Here is a 16,323-nt window from a genome sequence, read left to right on the forward strand (position 1 = left end):
TCAATTTAAAAAGTGGCAATTGTCACAATAATCATCCGAAAATGGAGATAACATGAACAAGAAAAAAGTACTTAAATTAAGGCGATTCATTCCGTTTTATATAATGGCACTTCCTGCTATGATATATTTTTTTATAAACAATTACATACCGATGGGTGGTCTTATACTTGCATTTGAACACTATACAGTTAAGGGCGGAATCTTTGGAAGCCCTAAGGTAGGACTTTCCAACTTCAAGTTCCTGTTTCAAAGCTCTGACGCTTTTATAATGACAAGAAATACCATCCTGTACAATCTAAGTTTTATTATCCTTGGAACATGTCTTTCAATTCTGGTTGCATACCTTTTGCATGAACTCAAGAATAGTGTCTCCAGAAAAATCTATCAGACAGTTATCCTGTTCCCAAGCCTCCTGTCCATCATCATCGTATCATATCTTGCAAATTCACTTCTGGCTGGTGACTCCGGATTTATCAATACTCATATTCTTATGCCACTGGGCTTTGAGAGCATATCTTTTTACAGCGAGCAGAAATGGTGGCCTTTCATATTGATATTCGTTCATATGTGGCAGATGATTGGAACTAACTGTATCTTATATCTTGCTAATATGTCTGCAATAGATCCCGGTTTATATGAGGCAGCAAGTCTTGACGGCGCCGGCAGGTTCCAGTGCTTTATAAAGATAACAGTTCCGTGTCTTATCCCTACCATCATCACGCTTACAATCCTTGCTGTAGGCAAGATCTTCAATTCAGATTTCGGCCTTTTCTATCAGGTGCCGATGAACAGCGGAGCTATAATTAATGTGACTCAGACCATTGATACCTACGTGTATAGAGGTCTTATGAATACCGCTAATATGGGTATGAGCGCAGCAGCATGTTTCTACCAGTCTGTAGTTGGATTTGGTCTTGTAATGCTTACCAATACGCTTGTTCGTAAGATCAGCAAAGAGAATGCGATGTTCTAGGAATCATCAAGGGGAGGTTATATTAATGGTCAAAAAAGATACATCTTTTCAGGTAATTGACAATATCATCATGATAATAATGTGTTTACTGGTATTGTTCCCTATAGGGCTTCTGATCATGTCTTCGATGTCAGCAGAAAGTGATGTCATCAAATACGGATATTCACTAATGCCAAGACAGTTTGACTTTACAGCATATAAATATATCTTCGGTGAGGGCAGTATATTCCACTCATATTTTATAACTGTATCTGTTACAGTGATCGGTACTGTATTAAGCGTTATCATGACCACTATGATAGCATATACTCTTACAGTTCCGGGGCTTCCAGGCAAGAAAATAATCAGCTTCTATGTGCTTTTTACCATGCTGTTTTCCGGAGGACTTGTTCCAAGCTATATGATGTGGAGTAATATTTTCCATATCAAGAACACATATGGAGCGCTTATTTTTCCTTCACTTCTATGCAGTGCTTTCCATATCATGATCACAAGGTCTTATTTCCAGAATAATATTCCGGGAGAGATTCTTGAAAGTGCCAGAATTGACGGCATGACAGAATTCGGTATTTTCTTTAAGATAGTTCTGCCTCTTAGTACACCAATAATCGCTACTATCGGATTCATGCGTGCTCTGATGTATTGGAACGACTGGACGAATAGTTTATACTATATTACAGACAAAAATCTTGTAAGTATTCAGGCTCTTCTTAATAATATGCTCACCAATGCTCAGTATCTGGCTCAGTCGATGGATGCTTCTATGGTTGCCACCGACTCGGCCAACGTACCATCGCTTACACTTAGAATGGCAGTAGCGGTTGTTGGAATGCTTCCTATGATCGCTCTGTATCCTTTCTTCCAGAAGTATTATATGAAAGGTCTCACAGTAGGAGCTGTTAAGGGGTAATTGCCGGCTTATAAGGAAAATATAGATTTAGGTGTCAAATAAGTTTTTTGACACCTAATGGTATTTTAGGGGTTTATATGTTCAAAGAGGGTAGGACATTTTCATTTAAGAAGATGGTCAGCAGTTTCTGGCTGATTGTATATCTTGTGACTGTTCTGATCTATGTTTTTACACAGATAGTCATCACAAGACAGTATACCAATAATATAGAAAAAAATATTAAGCTAAGCGTATCAGCCAGTGAAAAGGCCATAGAGAATTCTCTTGAAATGATAGATATGTATCTGTATCAGAGCTATTATATTAGAACTCCGGGCTCCATCTTTCAGTTATGTAATACCTATCTTAATGATGAAGATTATGTAGACAGGCATGCCGCTTTGCAGGCACTAAGTCATATAGTGCAGGGAGTACAGTCGTGGACTGATAATGTATCTTTTGACATGCTCTATATAACATCAGAGGACAATGGTACATGGTTAGAAGCAGGTGATAAAGAGAGCTTTACTGTTCGTGAAGCTTTAAAACAAGAACTATCAACAGATTCTGTATATCTTAGTGATTCAAGCCTTGGAAGATATATGGTATATGAAAGTGGTGATTCCAAATATCTTCTTAGAGTTATGAAATTTGACAGATGCTACTGCATAATAGGTCTTTCACAAAAGTCTATACTTGATATCCTGGCCAATGCAAGATATAACCAGAATGATATATGCTTTGCATCAGATGAAAATGGTGATCTTATATTTGCATCATCCAAGATATCCGATGCGCTTATAAAACCTGAAAACGATGGGGAGTATGTGTCAATTAGGGACAGTTCCTATCTGCAGGTTGGATATCAGTCCGAAAGCACAGGGTATTATTTTGGTATACTTACTTCGCGAAGCGCCATAGAAGGTGAGCTTCTTGGAACAAGGATTCTGTTTATGGTGATACTTGTCATCACTACGATACTACTTTTTACATCACGTCTTTTTGTAAAAAGATTCGTGGAAGATCCCATAACAGGCGGCATTAGAACCATGCATGAGATCGAGCAGGGAGATTTTGAATCATCTATAAATGTTAAGACTCCTATTACGGATTTCAGGATCCTTGCAGATTCGTTCAATCATATGATCGACAAGATCAAAGCATTGAAGATCGAGAAGTATGAATCAGAGCTTGACGGCCAGAAAGCTACTATGCAGTATCTGCAGCTTCAGATCAAGCCGCATTTTTATGCCAATATGATGAATATCATATATTCACTGGCTCAGGCAGGGAACTTTGAGATGATACAGCACGTATCAAGGGCTATAGTCAATTATTCAAGGTACATGTTCACTGATGCTACCGATATGGTAGAACTGAGAAGAGAGCTGGAATTTCTTGACAGTTATATGGACATTCAGGAGATAAGATACAAAAAGCAGATAAAACTTGAAAAAGATATACCTGATGAACTTATAGAATCTCTGATTCCGCCTTTTATCATTCAGACATTTGTGGAAAATAGTGTTAAATATGCCTTTAGTACAAAAAAGAGTTGTCTTATAAAGGTAACGGTCAAGTTAAGTGATGATAAGGAAAGCATGATCCTGACTATTCATGATAATGGAGAGGGGTATCCCGAAAGTTTACTTGATAATAGTTATAAAAATATGCATATAGAGGGTCATGTCGGACTTGTTAATGTCTATAGAAGATTGCAGATCATATATGATGACAAAGCTGATCTTAGGCTATGTAACGACAATGGCGCTCTTACGATCATTACTATTCCGTATATTGATCTAGGGAGTCATGATTATATCTGATCATAACTTCAAAAATAAAGGACAGGTTATAGAGGAGTAATAATTATTACTCCGAATCTAAAAGACAGGTTATAGGGGAGTTTATAATTATCAAAGATAATTATAACTCCGAACCTAAAAAACAGGTTTTAACGTAGGTGTTTTATGAGAGAATTTAGTGTACTTCTAGTTGATGATGAAGAGCCGGCTCTTGAAGGTCTTGAAAAAGGCGTAGATTGGAAGAAGGTCGGTATATCAAAAATATATAAGTGTCATAGCAAGGATACTGCCATTAGAATGCTCAAGACTTATTCAATAGATATGGTGGTAACTGATATAGAAATGCCGGGAGGAAGCGGTATAGAACTGATCAGATGGGTTCGTGAGAACAAACCCTGCACAGAATCAGTTTTTTATACAGGTCATGCTGAGTTCGAATTCGTTCACGAGGCACTTCGTCTTGGAGTTACAGATTATCTTCTTAAACCTGTAGAATACGACACTTTGGAAAATATACTTCTTGAAATGGAGAAGAAGATCTATGAAAGAGAGAAATCGGTAGATCTCAAGGAGATTGTTGAGGATCTTACTGATGAATCACAGATAGAAGTTGTCGATCAGGTCAAAAAGCTTATTGCAGAAAATATTTCAGTCGGCAATCTGCAAAGAGAAGAGCTTGCCAATATGGTTCACATAAGCCCTGGTTATCTTAGCAGAATATTTAAAAAAGAGACCGGTATGTCTCTTTCTGATTATATTATCCAAAGGCGCATTACAATAGCCAAGCAGCTTCTTGCAAAAACTAATCTCCCTGTCACTACAATTGCTCAGAAGATTGGTCTTTCTTATGCGTCATATTTTACCAAGCTTTTCAAAGAAAAAGTAAACATGACGCCGCAGGAATACAGGCAGAGCCAAAAAACAAAAATATGAACTATATAAACCTATGAACTGATAAATCTATGAGCTATAAACATAAAGAAGCGGCTTTCGTTATAATCCGGAAGCCGCTTCTTTATGTTTATAAATCGCACTTTCCGCTTAGTCTTTCTAAGTTGGAGGTTGACTACATAACAAAAATGCATTTCGTCGGGCCAAAATGACGTTCTGTCCAAAATCGGTTTACAATAGGTGCTTTACGTATATACTTTGTAAGTGACAGGGCAAAAGTCATGTAAATATGACGATCAAGTGCCCTTCATGATCCTATAGAGAGCTGATAGGTATTAGCTCTTTTTCCTGAAAAAATATAAACAGATGATCAAAATAAATTCGCAATTACAAGGGGGATAATCATGTCAGTAAAAATATGGCCACTTGAGTTTAATAAAGAAGATTATATAGAACTTTTCAAAGAAGCAGTAAACGATGATGTAGCACTTAATGTTGTAACCGGTATAAAAAGAAATAATATCGTGAAAGAAACTGTAAAAGCTGTAAAAGAGATTGCTGCAACTTACAAACTGGATTATTCAGACATAGCAATCCTATATCCCAATAAAGATAATAAAGGTCTTAGATATTACATCCAGCACTGGGTCAAAATGATGCTTGATGAAAATAATATCCCATATGCCATCACACAGGAAAAAGAAGATGGTATGGGCGTTACAATCAGTAATAATAAGGGCGTTGTAGTAGCGCCTATAGATGCAATCGCCGGTCTTGAGTTCAAGGCTGTGATACTTACAGGACTCTATCCTTGTTCTTATGCTTTTGATGGCAATGAACACAGGATCAAGTTAAAAGACTGGGAGTCAGCCTGTGAGCTTCGTGAAGAAGAAAGAGCCGTTGTTGAGGATCAGATTGCAAAGATCTATAAAGCATATTGCAGAGCCAATGAAGTTCTGTATGTACTAAGCGATGCAGAAACAGGTACTATCATAGACGATATCGTTGTTAGCAGCGAAGAGAAGCAGATAGATCAGTATGTTGACTCGATATTTGATGATATCCTTAAGTGTGTTGCTATATAATGCCTGCTCATATTACTATGGCTTATCCACATTATTTTTACATTTTTACTTGTATTATTTATATTCTAGTAGTATAGTTATTCTGACAATTGAACAGACGGGAGCTTTTGTAAAAGGCTGAGAGGAAGGTAAGACCTTCGACCGAGAACCTGATTTGGATAATGCCAACGTAGGGATGCCCATTTAGTCATGTATTATGGCTTATAACTATGGGAGAGCAATTTATTATAATTAGTATTGCTTATGATTACTCGATAAATAGACCATAAAAGCTACCGATTGATTTCGGTAGCTTTTATTTTTCCGTTAAAATGGATCAATTAACGATGATCATCCATATGTCTAAGTCTTTTTGAGCAAAGATCGTTGCGCTATTCCCAATCACTTTTATACAAAAACAGAGAGGAGAGATTATGGTTACTGTAAATGGTGAAAACTGCCAGCTGGACGGCCTTGATGTACTAACTATGTTAAGTCAAAAAGGTTATGCACTTACACGAGTAGTTACTGAGTTAAATGGACAGATAGTCCCTAAGGCCGCTTATGAAAAGACAATTTTAAAAAGTGGTGATGTTGTAGAAGTTGTCAGCTTTGTTGGTGGTGGCTGAGTCGTAGTTTTTACATGGAATGAGGTTAATATGATCGTTAATAATGAATCACAAATAGCATTTGGTTATGAGCTAAGAAAAGCTCAGGAAGAAAAAGAGAGTAAAGAAGTTGTTGATGCGCTTGCAGGGTCTACAGTTGCTATATGCGGCCTAGGAGGACTTGGCTCTAACATAGCGATGATGCTGTCAAGAGCAGGTATTGGAAGGCTTATACTAACAGATTTTGATACAGTTAATATTACAAATCTTCACAGACAGTTCTATAAGATAAGTCAGCTTGACATGAAGAAGGCATGGGCGCTTTCTGATAATCTTGCTGAGATAGCTCCTCTTACAAGAGTTGAACTTCATGATGAGAAGATAAGTCCGGACAGGATCAAAGAGCTGCTTGCTGACGCTGACGTGATATGTGAAGCCTTTGATAATGCTGAGCAGAAAGCCATGCTTGTAGGTACAGTTTTGGAAGTGTTCCCTGATACTGATCTTGTGGCAGCATCAGGCATGGCAGGTACAGGTGATGCCAATGATATCATAACAAGACAGATATCAGAGCACTTCTATCTGTGCGGAGATTTCCATACAGATGTAGGTGAAGCCGACTCGCTTCTTCCATCAAGAGTTATGGTCTGCGCAGCTCATCAGGCTCACAAGATAATACAGCTTCTGATACATAAAAAAGCTGCTGCCAATAACTAATGCACAAATCTATATAAAAAACTGACAAAAACAGGAGAAGGCTATGAATAATAATAATGTTATAAATAATAATGACCCTTTTGTCCTTGGCGGAGTAACATTTAATTCACGATTCATACTAGGTTCCGGTAAGTATTCCATGAAGCTGATCCAGGCAGCTGTAAGGGATGCAGGCGCTCAGATCGTAACACTTGCGGTAAGGAGAGCCAACACCAAAGAACATGAGAATATCCTTGACTATATCCCTGAAAATGTAACACTGCTTCCAAATACAAGCGGAGCAAGGAATGCAGATGAAGCTATTCGCATAGCAAGAATAGCCAGAGAGCTTGGATGCGGCAATTTCGTCAAAATAGAGATCATGAAGGATACAAAATATCTGCTGCCGGACAATTATGAAACAATCAAGGCTACTGAGACACTTGCTAAAGAGGGCTTTGTAGTTCTGCCTTACATGTATCCGGATCTAAACGTTGCAAGAGATCTGGTAAGCGCCGGAGCAGCTGCTGTTATGCCTCTTGCAGCTCCGATTGGTTCTAATAAGGGACTTGTGACCAGAGAGTTTATCAAGATCCTTGTAGATGAGATAGATCTTCCTATAATCGTTGATGCCGGAATAGGTGCGCCGTCCCAGGCTTGTGAAGCTATGGAACTTGGCTGCGCTGCAGTTATGGCCAATACAGCGCTTGCTACTTCAAGAGACCTTCCAAGAATGGCAGGAGCATTCAAACTGGGTATAGAAGCCGGTCGTATGGCATATCTTGCAGGCCTTGGAAGAGTACTTGAAAGAGGCGCCAGTGCTTCTGATCCTCTGACAGGTTTCCTTAACCAGGAAGAAAGAGGCGCATGATGAACAACTTCTTTATAGACAACAAAACTCTTAGTAAAGAGGCTCTTGAGAAAAAACACAGGCTTGAAACAGATCCCTCTGTGCGTACTAACCATATGGAGTATATGGATGGTATGGAGAAAATTACTTCTGATATACAAGACTTAGTACTAAAAGCCTTTAATTCTTATGACTACAACAAGTATACTGCAAGGGATGTAAGAAATGCTCTTGACCATGATACCTGTACTATTGAAGATTTCAAAGCGTTATTGTCACCTGCTGCAGAGCCATTCCTTGAAGAGATGGCTATAAAGGCTAGGAATGAAACAGGCAAACATTTTGGCAATACTGTATATATTTTCACGCCATTATATATCGCCAATTATTGCGAGAACTACTGTGTATATTGCGGCTTCAACTGTTACAACCATATACACAGAATGTGCCTTAACACTGAGCAGATCGAACATGAGATGAAGGTTATAGCACAAAGCGGCATGGAAGAAATCCTGCTCCTTACCGGCGAAAGCCGCAGTGTCAGCGATGTTCACTATATTGGAGAAGCCTGCATGCTTGCCAGAAAGTATTTTAAGAATGTAGGGCTTGAAGTATATCCATTAAATACAGATGAGTACAAATATCTGCATGAGTGCGGAGCTGACTATGTGACGGTATTCCAGGAGACTTACGATACAGATGTATATGAATCGCTTCATCTCATGGGACATAAGAGAGTCTGGCCTTATAGATTCAATGCCCAGGAGAGAGCTCTTAGAGGTGGTATGCGAGGAGTCGCTTTCTCAGCGCTTTTAGGGCTTGCTGATTTTAGAAAAGATGCGCTTGCAACAGGACTTCACCTCTATTATCTCCAGAGAAAATACCCTTATGCAGAAATGTCACTTTCATGCCCAAGACTGCGTCCCATCATCAATAATGACAAGATAAATCCCATGGACGTTCATGAGAAGCAGTTATGTCAGATTATATGCGCATACAGGATATTCCTTCCATTTGCAGGTATCACAGTCTCTTCAAGAGAGAGTAGCACCTTTAGAAATGGTATAGTAAAGATTGCTGCAACCAAGGTATCTGCAGGCGTATCCACAGGAATCGGTGATCATGAAAGTAAATATACAGGCAAAGAGTCAGATACAAACAAGGGTGATGAGCAGTTTGAGATAAATGACTCAAGGAGCCTTGATCATATGTATGAAGATATCGCGGATGAAGGCTTGCAGCCTGTACTTAATGATTATCTCTATGTTTGATCAAAACACACTTAGGATATGATCAAACTATAAATTAACCACATTTAGAATATAGTCAAGTTATAGATTAAATATAATTATAATATAGTCAGAAAGAAGTTGAATATGACAGATTCCATGATATGTATTACTAATAGAAAGCTCTGCGAGGAACCCTTTTTGGATAGGATCAGGATAGTTGCAGGATCTGCCCCCAAGGCTATTATCCTCCGGGAAAAAGACCTAACCGTTTCAGAATATGAACAGCTGGCACAGCAAGTAGCTTCTATCTGTGATATGTATGATGTACCTCTTATCTATCATAATCATCCTGAACTTGCTATAAGGAATAACAAAGGACTCCATATGCCTCTTAATGCACTTGCAGATATTCCTGAAGCAGACAGAAAAAAGCTTCGGGTACTCGGGGCTTCCTGTCATAGTATAGAAGATGCAGTTAAGGCGCAAAGCCTTGGCTGCACCTATATTATTGCAGGGCATATATATGATACTGATTGCAAAAAAGGTATTCCGGGGCGAGGGACTATTTTTCTCAAGGATTTATGTGAACATGTTCATATACCGGTATATGCAATAGGCGGAATAACACCTTCTAAAATGCCTGAGATCATAAGCTGCGGCGCAGCAGGAGGCTGTATGATGAGCGGGTATATGCAAGGCGAGATCTTGAAATAAGAGGAAAGAACAAAAAAGCTGTAATTAAAGCTTCCTGTTGTAGCCTGCTTTTTCATAATGTGTTTTGCAGATATAAAAAACGCTTAGTTCTTTTTACCTATGACAATGATAGAAAGAACTAAGCGTTTATACTATGTTCAGATCTTTATGATTTCAAATACCTGAAGTATTGAGCTGATAAGAATGATCAAAAGAAATGCTATGCAAAGGTACTTGATCATGAATTGATACACAGCCTTACGTTTAAATGTACCACCTTCTTTAGTCATTTCATGCTCGACAGCATGGAACCCGATAACCCTGATTATATACAGACATATGAAAATTGCTGCAATCGGCATCATGACTGAGTTTGTAAGGAAGTCAAAAAAGTCAAGGAACTGCATTCCAAGTATAGTTACACCCAAAAGAGGTCCATAACCAAGTGAAGAAAGTGATCCTAATACTATCATGATAAGTGCCATAAAGATTGTAGCACCATGACGGCTCCAGTTAAGCTCGTCTTCGAATGTTGAAATAGCACTTTCTGAAAGAGCTATAGCACTTGTTAGAGCTGCAAAGAATACAAGTACAAAGAAGATGATACCCATAAGTCTTGTCATACCCATTCCGGCAAATACTTTTGGTAGTGTTATGAACATAAGACTAGGTCCTGCACTGAGCGAAGTAGCATCTCCGCCTGAGAATGCAAATACTGCAGGGATGATCATAAGACCGGCCATTATAGCAATGCCTGTATCGAATATCTCTACATTGACTGTAGCTTCTTCGATATGTACATCATCTTTCATATATGAACCGAAGGTAATAAGGATACCCATAGCTATAGACAGTGAATAGAACATCTGGCCCATAGCTGCAACAACTGTCATCCATGAGAAGTTATCGAAGTTAGGGATGAGGAAATATTTGATTCCTGCAATAGCTCCAGGTCTTGTCATGGAATATATTGCGATGATAAGTGACAGTACTACCAGTATCGGCATCATAAGCTTGGAAACACGCTCGATTCCGTTACGAACGCCCAAAAATACTACTACAAGAGCGCACAGAGCAAAAACAACAAACCAAAGCTCAGTCTGAAATCCGTCTGATATAAAGGATCCAAAGTACGAATCCTGAGCAACTGCGTCAGTATTACCAATAATATACTGGAATAGATAATTGAGCACCCAGCCGCCAATAGTAGAGTAGTAAGGTACGATGAGCATCGGGATTATAGCATTGATCCAGCCACCTACGTGATATATCTTTTTGTCTGAAAATGCCTGAAAAGCTCCAATGGGACTTCTCCTTGAAATACGTCCTATGACCGTCTCAGATACGATCATGGTATAACCAAATACAAAAGCAAGTATTATATATACCAGAAGGAATGCTCCTCCGCCGTACTTGGCAGCAAGATATGGAAATCTCCATATGTTACCAAGACCTACACTGGCGCCTGCTGCCGCCAGAACGAAACCTATTTTGCCTGAAAAATGACTTCTTTTTTTGTTCATAAAACTAAAACTCTCCAACTTTTTTAATGCATTTATATAGCATTTTAAAGCATTAAAGGATTTGTAGCAAGAAAATAATTAAATACAGTCAAAACAAGCTTATTTATGCATTGACAACGACCTTGTTGCGGCCGCTGTTTTTGGCTTCATATAGAGCTTCATCAGCCAGTTTCAAGGCAGTTGTATAGTCACCTGTATATTCTGCTATACCTGCAGATATTGTGATAGGTACAGGACTATTTGTATCTGTGCTTACGCTTCTTCTTATTTTATTAATGGTTTTAGTGCCTTCTTCAATAGTACAGTTATTGAGGATCACAAGGAATTCTTCACCGCCGTATCTGATAACATAATCATTTTTTCTCACAGATTTCTGGACATAATCAGCAAGATATTTAAGAACATTGTCACCTACTATGTGACCGTGCCTGTCATTGACGTTTTTGAAATGGTCGATATCGAGCATGATAAGAGCAGAAGGGTTTGAGATCTTCATATTGGCTTTATCGGTGATATCTTCGAGCATAACTCTGTTACCAACCTGAGTCAGTTCGTCGGTTATAGTCTCTTTCTCCATCTTCTTGATAGCAAGATAGTGGTCAAAAGTTATGAGTGTGAGTATAATCTGTGCAAATAATACTGCAAAAGCGCAGGGAATATTAAGTGCCAATATGATCTGCATATTATCATAATGATTGAAGGTGTCAGACAGAAGGATAAAACCAAAATACAGAATATAAGATATAAATGTATCCTTTATCCTTGAAGAAAAGCCCAGTGTCCACATGATAATATGGATCGTGACAGCACCTGCAGCAAAATAAGTCTTGTCCTGAAGGTAATATACTGCCCATATAGTAGAGAGCAGTACAAAATGCAGCATGCCGTGATTCAGGGCTATGCTGAGCTTATAATTGGAGATTTTTTTATTAATATATAGAAAAATACCAAGAGGAACCAAAAGAGATAATCTTGGGATAAGTGTAGGCATGATAGTACCGTTGAGCAGATAATCAGAATATAGACACATTATAGCTGCAAGGCAGCCACCACTCAAAGCTATAGTCATGAAGAGCTGATAATATCTAACATTATATCTGATGAAGTCGTCCTTTTGATCGTTATCAAGTCCTCTAAGCTGCTTGCAAAGATCTATAAGATAACGGATATTCAACACTTTAGTACTCATACAACAAACCTCAAAATGTTACTTGGATCATCATTGATTTATGCGCGACATAACGATTATTATGGCACATTTTTAAAAATAATAAAATACAAATATGCGTTAATTTTTATGGGTTATCATGTGACTTTTTACCATAGTATATCTTGCGTATGCTATACAAATATAGGCTTTGTGATGAACTGTTATATCAAAAAAGCCTGAACCCAAGCCATAGAAATAATGCCAAGGTTCAAGCTTTTTAGAATCAATCTTATTTATTGCCTCTTACAATATCTTCAATTATGTCAGCACACTTCTCAACGCCGATGATGCCGGTGTTAAGGCACAGATCATAGTTGGAGAAATCGTAGCTGTCATGTCCTGTATAGTGCTTGTAATAGATGCGGCGAAGTTCGTCCTGTTTCTTCATGATCTTCTTAAGGCGAGGCACATCATTGCCGGGGTGAAGCTCTGCAGCACGTTTTAATTTAAAATCTGTCTCTGCGTACAGGAATACGTCGAGAGAGGGGATCCCTGCTTCTTTTAATACAAAGTCAGCGCAGCGGCCCACTATGATACAGGGCTCTTTGGCAAGATTGATGATGACATGTTTCTGGGCTTCGAAGATGTCATCATATGAATTATATGCGGCAGTTCCGTTAAGGAAGTTCTCTATAAAAAGAGAAATAGTGGAGATAGATTCTCCTTCAGCATTAACTACGTCCTCTGAAAAGCCGCTCTCTATAACAGTCTTTTTGACGAAATCCTTGTCAAAATAAGGTATATCAAGTCTTTCTGAAAGAATACGAGCTATAGTACGTCCGTATGCACAGTATTCTCTACCTATTGTGATTACTGGGAATTTTAAATTATCCGCCATTTTAATGCCTCCACGCATTTAATATAGTTGAGTAGATTAAGCCTTCCTGGTCCTAGATGACAGATACTGGAATGAAAGAGATCCAATTACAAGTACAAATCCGATTCCGTCTGTAGCAATTCCAGGATATATAAGAAGCAGACCACCTATAACTGTAAGAACTCTGATGATCTTGTTCATATCTGTGAAACAATAGCCTTCAAGTCCTGATGCCAGGCCGAATATACCGATGATAGCAGTAATGCTTATTAGAACGACTTCTACTGCGGTAGTATCTATCATTAAAAGAGCCGGGCTTAAACAGAACATATATGGAACTATGAAAGCTGCTATAGCAAGTCTTGAAGCTGTAAATGCTGTCTTCATAGGATTACTCTTGGCGATAGCAGAACCTGCATATGCTGCAAGGGCAACAGGAGGAGTGATATCTGCCACTATACCAAAGTAAAATACAAAGAAATGCGCTGCTGCAATCGGAACGCCCATTCTGATGAGGATAGGAGCCGTTGTTGCAGCCATAATGCAATAATTGGCTGTAGTAGGAACACCCATTCCAAGTACGATACAGCACAGCATAGTAAGTACAAGCGCTATGATGAGTTTGTCCCCTGCAACGCTTACGATTGCATTAATAAGCTCGTTGGCAAGACCTGTCATAGTAATAGCACCGGAGATGATACCTGCAACGCCGCAGGCTGCGCCTACTGTGATAGCACTCTTACCGCCTGATGATAGAGCATCGAGAATCTTACCTGGAGTGAGCTTGGCGTCTTTATTGATAAAACCTACTATGATAGAAAGGATGATCGCAAGTGAAGCAGCTTTCTGCATAGTCATATAATTGCCGGATACCCATACGATAAGCATTATGATGGGGATGAGAAGATATATCTTCTTAATGAGTTTAAAAAAGCTTGGAAGCTGATCCTTGGGGATTCCGGTGAGCCTGAGCCTTTTAGCTTCAAGATGTACTGTAATAAAAATCCCAAAGAAGTAGAGGATAGCAGGAAGCACTGCCTTACCGATTACATCTGAATACGGAACTCCTATAAAATCAGCCATAAGAAATGCTGCAGCGCCCATGATAGGAGGCATTATCTGTCCACCTGTTGATGAGGCAGCTTCTACAGCTGCAGCAAATTCATTGCGATAGCCTGTTTTTTTCATCATAGGAATTGTTACAGAACCTGTTGTAACAGTATTACCTACAGATGATCCTGATACCATACCGCAAAGAGCAGAAGAGATAACTGCAACCTTGGCAGGTCCACCTGCAAAGCGGCCTGCTATACTGTTTGCAAGCTGAATAAAAAAGCTTGAGATTCCGGTTCTTTCAAGAAATGCGCCAAATATGATAAATACTACTATATATTTAGAACATACGTTAACCGGTGTTGACAGGATTCCTCCTTTGGTATAAAAGAGGTTTCGTACAAGATATTTGATCCTGCCTGCAAAGCTGGGATTAGTAAGTCCCAGTGTAAGAGCATATATTACAAAGAATGCTGCTACGATGAGAATAGGCATACCTACACATCTTCTGGTAACTTCGATAAGAGCTGCAACACCTACTATACCGATTATGATCTGATACCATTCAAATCTTGTACCCTGATTGATAATATCATTTGCATTAAATGTAAAGTAAAGGTATGAAGCTGTTCCAAGGATCATGAATATGATATCACCTATTGGAATATAATTGGGTCTTGTAAGTCCCTTCTTATGAGGATAGATAAGGAATCCCATAAGGACGATAAGTGCCATGAAGGATGTAAGCCTTATCTCTTCAAGAAATGTTGCAAACAGTGTTACATAGATACACCAGAGTGAAAAAAGAGCCAGAACAACTGTAACTACGATCTTAGGAACACCTGTCCATACTCTGGTATTTGACTCTCTGTCGTATTTTCTCATAACAGAGTCGATCTCTGCGCTTGAAGAGGCTTTGGATGAACTATTATCATTTAAACCGGAGGCGCTTGTATTATTTATATTTTTATCTATATCTTTAGTATTATTGCTGCTCAATCTGTCTCCTCCGTTCTTACTGTGATACCGTGCTCAGCATAATATCTGGCTGCGCCTTCGTGATAAGGAACATCAGTTACGCTTGTGGCACTTTCTATATTAAGCTCGCTTCCTTTTGCATTCTCTAAAGTGATATCGTCAATGTGATCGAAGATAGCTGTTGTCAGATCATAAACAGTATCATCATCAAGATAAGCGGAGACGATAACAGTCGCCTTGACCGTGATAGTCTCTATATCATCGTCCTGACCGGGATATGTGCCGGCAGGAATGGTATAAGCGGAGTAATAAGGACATTTTGCAATGATGCTGTCTCGAAGATCGCCGTCAATTCCAAGGAGTCTGACTCCATTGGTCGTAGCAAGCTCAGTTATAGCAGTAGTAGGAGCTCCTGCTACGATAAATGCTGCATCTATTTTGCCATCTTTTAAGGACTCTTTGGAATCTTCAAAAGATTGATACTGAGGCTTTATATCATCAAGAGTGATACCGGCTCCTTCAAGGACATCCAGTGCATTAAAATATACGCCGGATCCGGCTTCTCCTATAGAGATACTCTTACCTTTAAGATCTGAAACGGATTTGATATCAGGATCCATTGTGATAAGCTGGACTGTTTCTGCATAAAGACATCCAAGTACTCTGAAATCGTGGGTTGCGCCGTCTGCTTCAAACGCTCTGGTTCCTGACCATGCATAAGACATGACGTCTGACTGAGTGAATCCCAGCTGGAAATCGCCATCCTGAATACTTTGAATATTAGCTTTAGAACCGCCGGTTGATACGGCAGTAACACGAACACCTGCATACTGTTTCATATACTGTGCAAGAACTCCGCCATATGCATAATATGTTCCTGCAGTTCCGCCGGTTCCGAACATGAAACGCTGAGAACCACCGCAGGCACAAAGACATGTGCACATGACGATCATCAGGATCGTACTTATCATCCTGAAAATGCGTGTTTTCTTCATATTTTTTACCTCTTTTTTATTTTTTCCATCCTATATCTTAACACAG

General features: G+C 39.1%; 15 protein-coding genes and 1 riboswitch. Of the genes, 10 read left to right on the forward strand and 5 right to left on the reverse strand.

All coding sequences use genetic code 11. From position 1 onward, the window contains the following. Positions 1–52: 52 nt before the first annotated feature. From BMX21_RS05970 to BMX21_RS06015, 10 genes are all read left to right on the forward strand, one after another. On the forward strand, positions 53–973 hold the full coding sequence (locus BMX21_RS05970; RefSeq protein WP_092042357.1) for an ABC transporter permease: 921 nt from the start codon (positions 53–55) through the stop codon (positions 971–973). A 25-nt stretch (positions 974–998) separates the two neighbouring features. Beyond that, a complete protein-coding gene (locus BMX21_RS05975) occupies positions 999–1,883 on the forward strand; it encodes a carbohydrate ABC transporter permease (RefSeq protein ID WP_092042359.1) in 885 nt (294 codons plus the stop codon). A 77-nt stretch (positions 1,884–1,960) separates the two neighbouring features. After that, a complete protein-coding gene (locus tag BMX21_RS05980) occupies positions 1,961–3,688 on the forward strand; it encodes a sensor histidine kinase (protein WP_092042362.1) in 1,728 nt (575 codons plus the stop codon). Between the two features lie 144 nt (positions 3,689–3,832). Then, positions 3,833–4,600, forward strand: a complete 768-nt coding sequence (locus tag BMX21_RS05985; RefSeq protein WP_092042364.1) for a response regulator transcription factor — start codon at positions 3,833–3,835, stop codon at positions 4,598–4,600. Positions 4,601–4,962: 362 nt separating this feature from the next. Beyond that, positions 4,963–5,643, forward strand: a complete 681-nt coding sequence (locus BMX21_RS05990) for a hypothetical protein (protein WP_092042367.1) — start codon at positions 4,963–4,965, stop codon at positions 5,641–5,643. An 86-nt stretch (positions 5,644–5,729) separates the two neighbouring features. Then, a riboswitch (TPP riboswitch) is annotated at positions 5,730–5,836 on the forward strand. 220 nt (positions 5,837–6,056) lie between these two features. Next, the gene (thiS, locus tag BMX21_RS05995; RefSeq protein WP_022753191.1) at positions 6,057–6,251 is read left to right on the forward strand and encodes a sulfur carrier protein ThiS; all 195 of its coding nucleotides are present in this window, start codon (positions 6,057–6,059) and stop codon (positions 6,249–6,251) included. Positions 6,252–6,281: 30 nt separating this feature from the next. Then, entirely contained in the window at positions 6,282–6,947 is a 666-nt protein-coding gene (gene thiF / locus BMX21_RS06000; protein ID WP_092042369.1) for a thiamine biosynthesis protein ThiF, read from the forward strand. Between the two features lie 43 nt (positions 6,948–6,990). Then, positions 6,991–7,797, forward strand: coding sequence for a thiazole synthase (locus BMX21_RS06005; RefSeq protein ID WP_092042372.1), 807 nt, complete (start codon positions 6,991–6,993; stop codon positions 7,795–7,797). After that, the gene (thiH, locus tag BMX21_RS06010) at positions 7,794–9,047 is read left to right on the forward strand and encodes a 2-iminoacetate synthase ThiH (protein ID WP_027204480.1); all 1,254 of its coding nucleotides are present in this window, start codon (positions 7,794–7,796) and stop codon (positions 9,045–9,047) included. The genes BMX21_RS06005 and thiH overlap by 4 nt, the downstream gene beginning before the upstream one ends. Positions 9,048–9,152: 105 nt before the next feature. Beyond that, a complete protein-coding gene (locus BMX21_RS06015) occupies positions 9,153–9,722 on the forward strand; it encodes a thiamine phosphate synthase (protein ID WP_092042375.1) in 570 nt (189 codons plus the stop codon). A 137-nt stretch (positions 9,723–9,859) separates the two neighbouring features. On the opposite strand, the gene BMX21_RS06020 is transcribed toward BMX21_RS06015, so the two are convergent. The 5 genes from BMX21_RS06020 to BMX21_RS06040 form a co-directional block, all read right to left on the reverse strand. Beyond that, on the reverse strand, positions 9,860–11,224 hold the full coding sequence (locus BMX21_RS06020) for a sodium-dependent transporter (RefSeq protein WP_092042378.1): 1,365 nt from the start codon (positions 11,222–11,224) through the stop codon (positions 9,860–9,862). A 103-nt stretch (positions 11,225–11,327) separates the two neighbouring features. Then, a complete protein-coding gene (locus tag BMX21_RS06025) occupies positions 11,328–12,413 on the reverse strand; it encodes a GGDEF domain-containing protein (RefSeq protein ID WP_092042381.1) in 1,086 nt (361 codons plus the stop codon). A gap of 250 nt (positions 12,414–12,663) precedes the next feature. Continuing rightward, on the reverse strand, positions 12,664–13,272 hold the full coding sequence (locus BMX21_RS06030) for a cytidylate kinase-like family protein (protein WP_022753184.1): 609 nt from the start codon (positions 13,270–13,272) through the stop codon (positions 12,664–12,666). A gap of 36 nt (positions 13,273–13,308) precedes the next feature. After that, positions 13,309–15,303, reverse strand: coding sequence for a TRAP transporter permease (locus tag BMX21_RS06035; protein ID WP_330390159.1), 1,995 nt, complete (start codon positions 15,301–15,303; stop codon positions 13,309–13,311). Beyond that, positions 15,300–16,277 carry a TAXI family TRAP transporter solute-binding subunit gene (locus BMX21_RS06040; protein WP_092042383.1) on the reverse strand — a complete coding sequence of 326 codons (978 nt, stop codon included), beginning with the start codon at positions 16,275–16,277 and terminating at the stop codon, positions 15,300–15,302. Before BMX21_RS06040 ends, BMX21_RS06035 begins: the two co-directional genes overlap by 4 nt. Positions 16,278–16,323 lie beyond the last annotated feature (46 nt).

Source organism: Butyrivibrio sp. TB (genome assembly GCF_900110805.1).
GTDB lineage: Bacteria > Bacillota > Clostridia > Lachnospirales > Lachnospiraceae > Butyrivibrio > Butyrivibrio fibrisolvens_C.

Bases quoted from the DNA above. Each gene is read 5' to 3' on its own strand.
- BMX21_RS05970 (WP_092042357.1), top strand. From the start codon at position 53: ATGAACAAGAAAAAAGTACTTAAATTAAGGCGATTCATTCCGTTTTAT.
- BMX21_RS05975 (WP_092042359.1), top strand. From the start codon at position 999: ATGGTCAAAAAAGATACATCTTTTCAGGTAATTGACAATATCATCATG.
- BMX21_RS05980 (WP_092042362.1), top strand. From the start codon at position 1,961: ATGTTCAAAGAGGGTAGGACATTTTCATTTAAGAAGATGGTCAGCAGT.
- BMX21_RS05985 (WP_092042364.1), top strand. From the start codon at position 3,833: ATGAGAGAATTTAGTGTACTTCTAGTTGATGATGAAGAGCCGGCTCTT.
- BMX21_RS05990 (WP_092042367.1), top strand. From the start codon at position 4,963: ATGTCAGTAAAAATATGGCCACTTGAGTTTAATAAAGAAGATTATATA.
- thiS (WP_022753191.1), top strand. From the start codon at position 6,057: ATGGTTACTGTAAATGGTGAAAACTGCCAGCTGGACGGCCTTGATGTA.
- thiF (WP_092042369.1), top strand. From the start codon at position 6,282: ATGATCGTTAATAATGAATCACAAATAGCATTTGGTTATGAGCTAAGA.
- BMX21_RS06005 (WP_092042372.1), top strand. From the start codon at position 6,991: ATGAATAATAATAATGTTATAAATAATAATGACCCTTTTGTCCTTGGC.
- thiH (WP_027204480.1), top strand. From the start codon at position 7,794: ATGATGAACAACTTCTTTATAGACAACAAAACTCTTAGTAAAGAGGCT.
- BMX21_RS06015 (WP_092042375.1), top strand. From the start codon at position 9,153: ATGACAGATTCCATGATATGTATTACTAATAGAAAGCTCTGCGAGGAA.
- BMX21_RS06020 (WP_092042378.1), bottom strand. From the start codon at position 11,224: ATGAACAAAAAAAGAAGTCATTTTTCAGGCAAAATAGGTTTCGTTCTG.
- BMX21_RS06025 (WP_092042381.1), bottom strand. From the start codon at position 12,413: ATGAGTACTAAAGTGTTGAATATCCGTTATCTTATAGATCTTTGCAAG.
- BMX21_RS06030 (WP_022753184.1), bottom strand. From the start codon at position 13,272: ATGGCGGATAATTTAAAATTCCCAGTAATCACAATAGGTAGAGAATAC.
- BMX21_RS06040 (WP_092042383.1), bottom strand. From the start codon at position 16,277: ATGAAGAAAACACGCATTTTCAGGATGATAAGTACGATCCTGATGATC.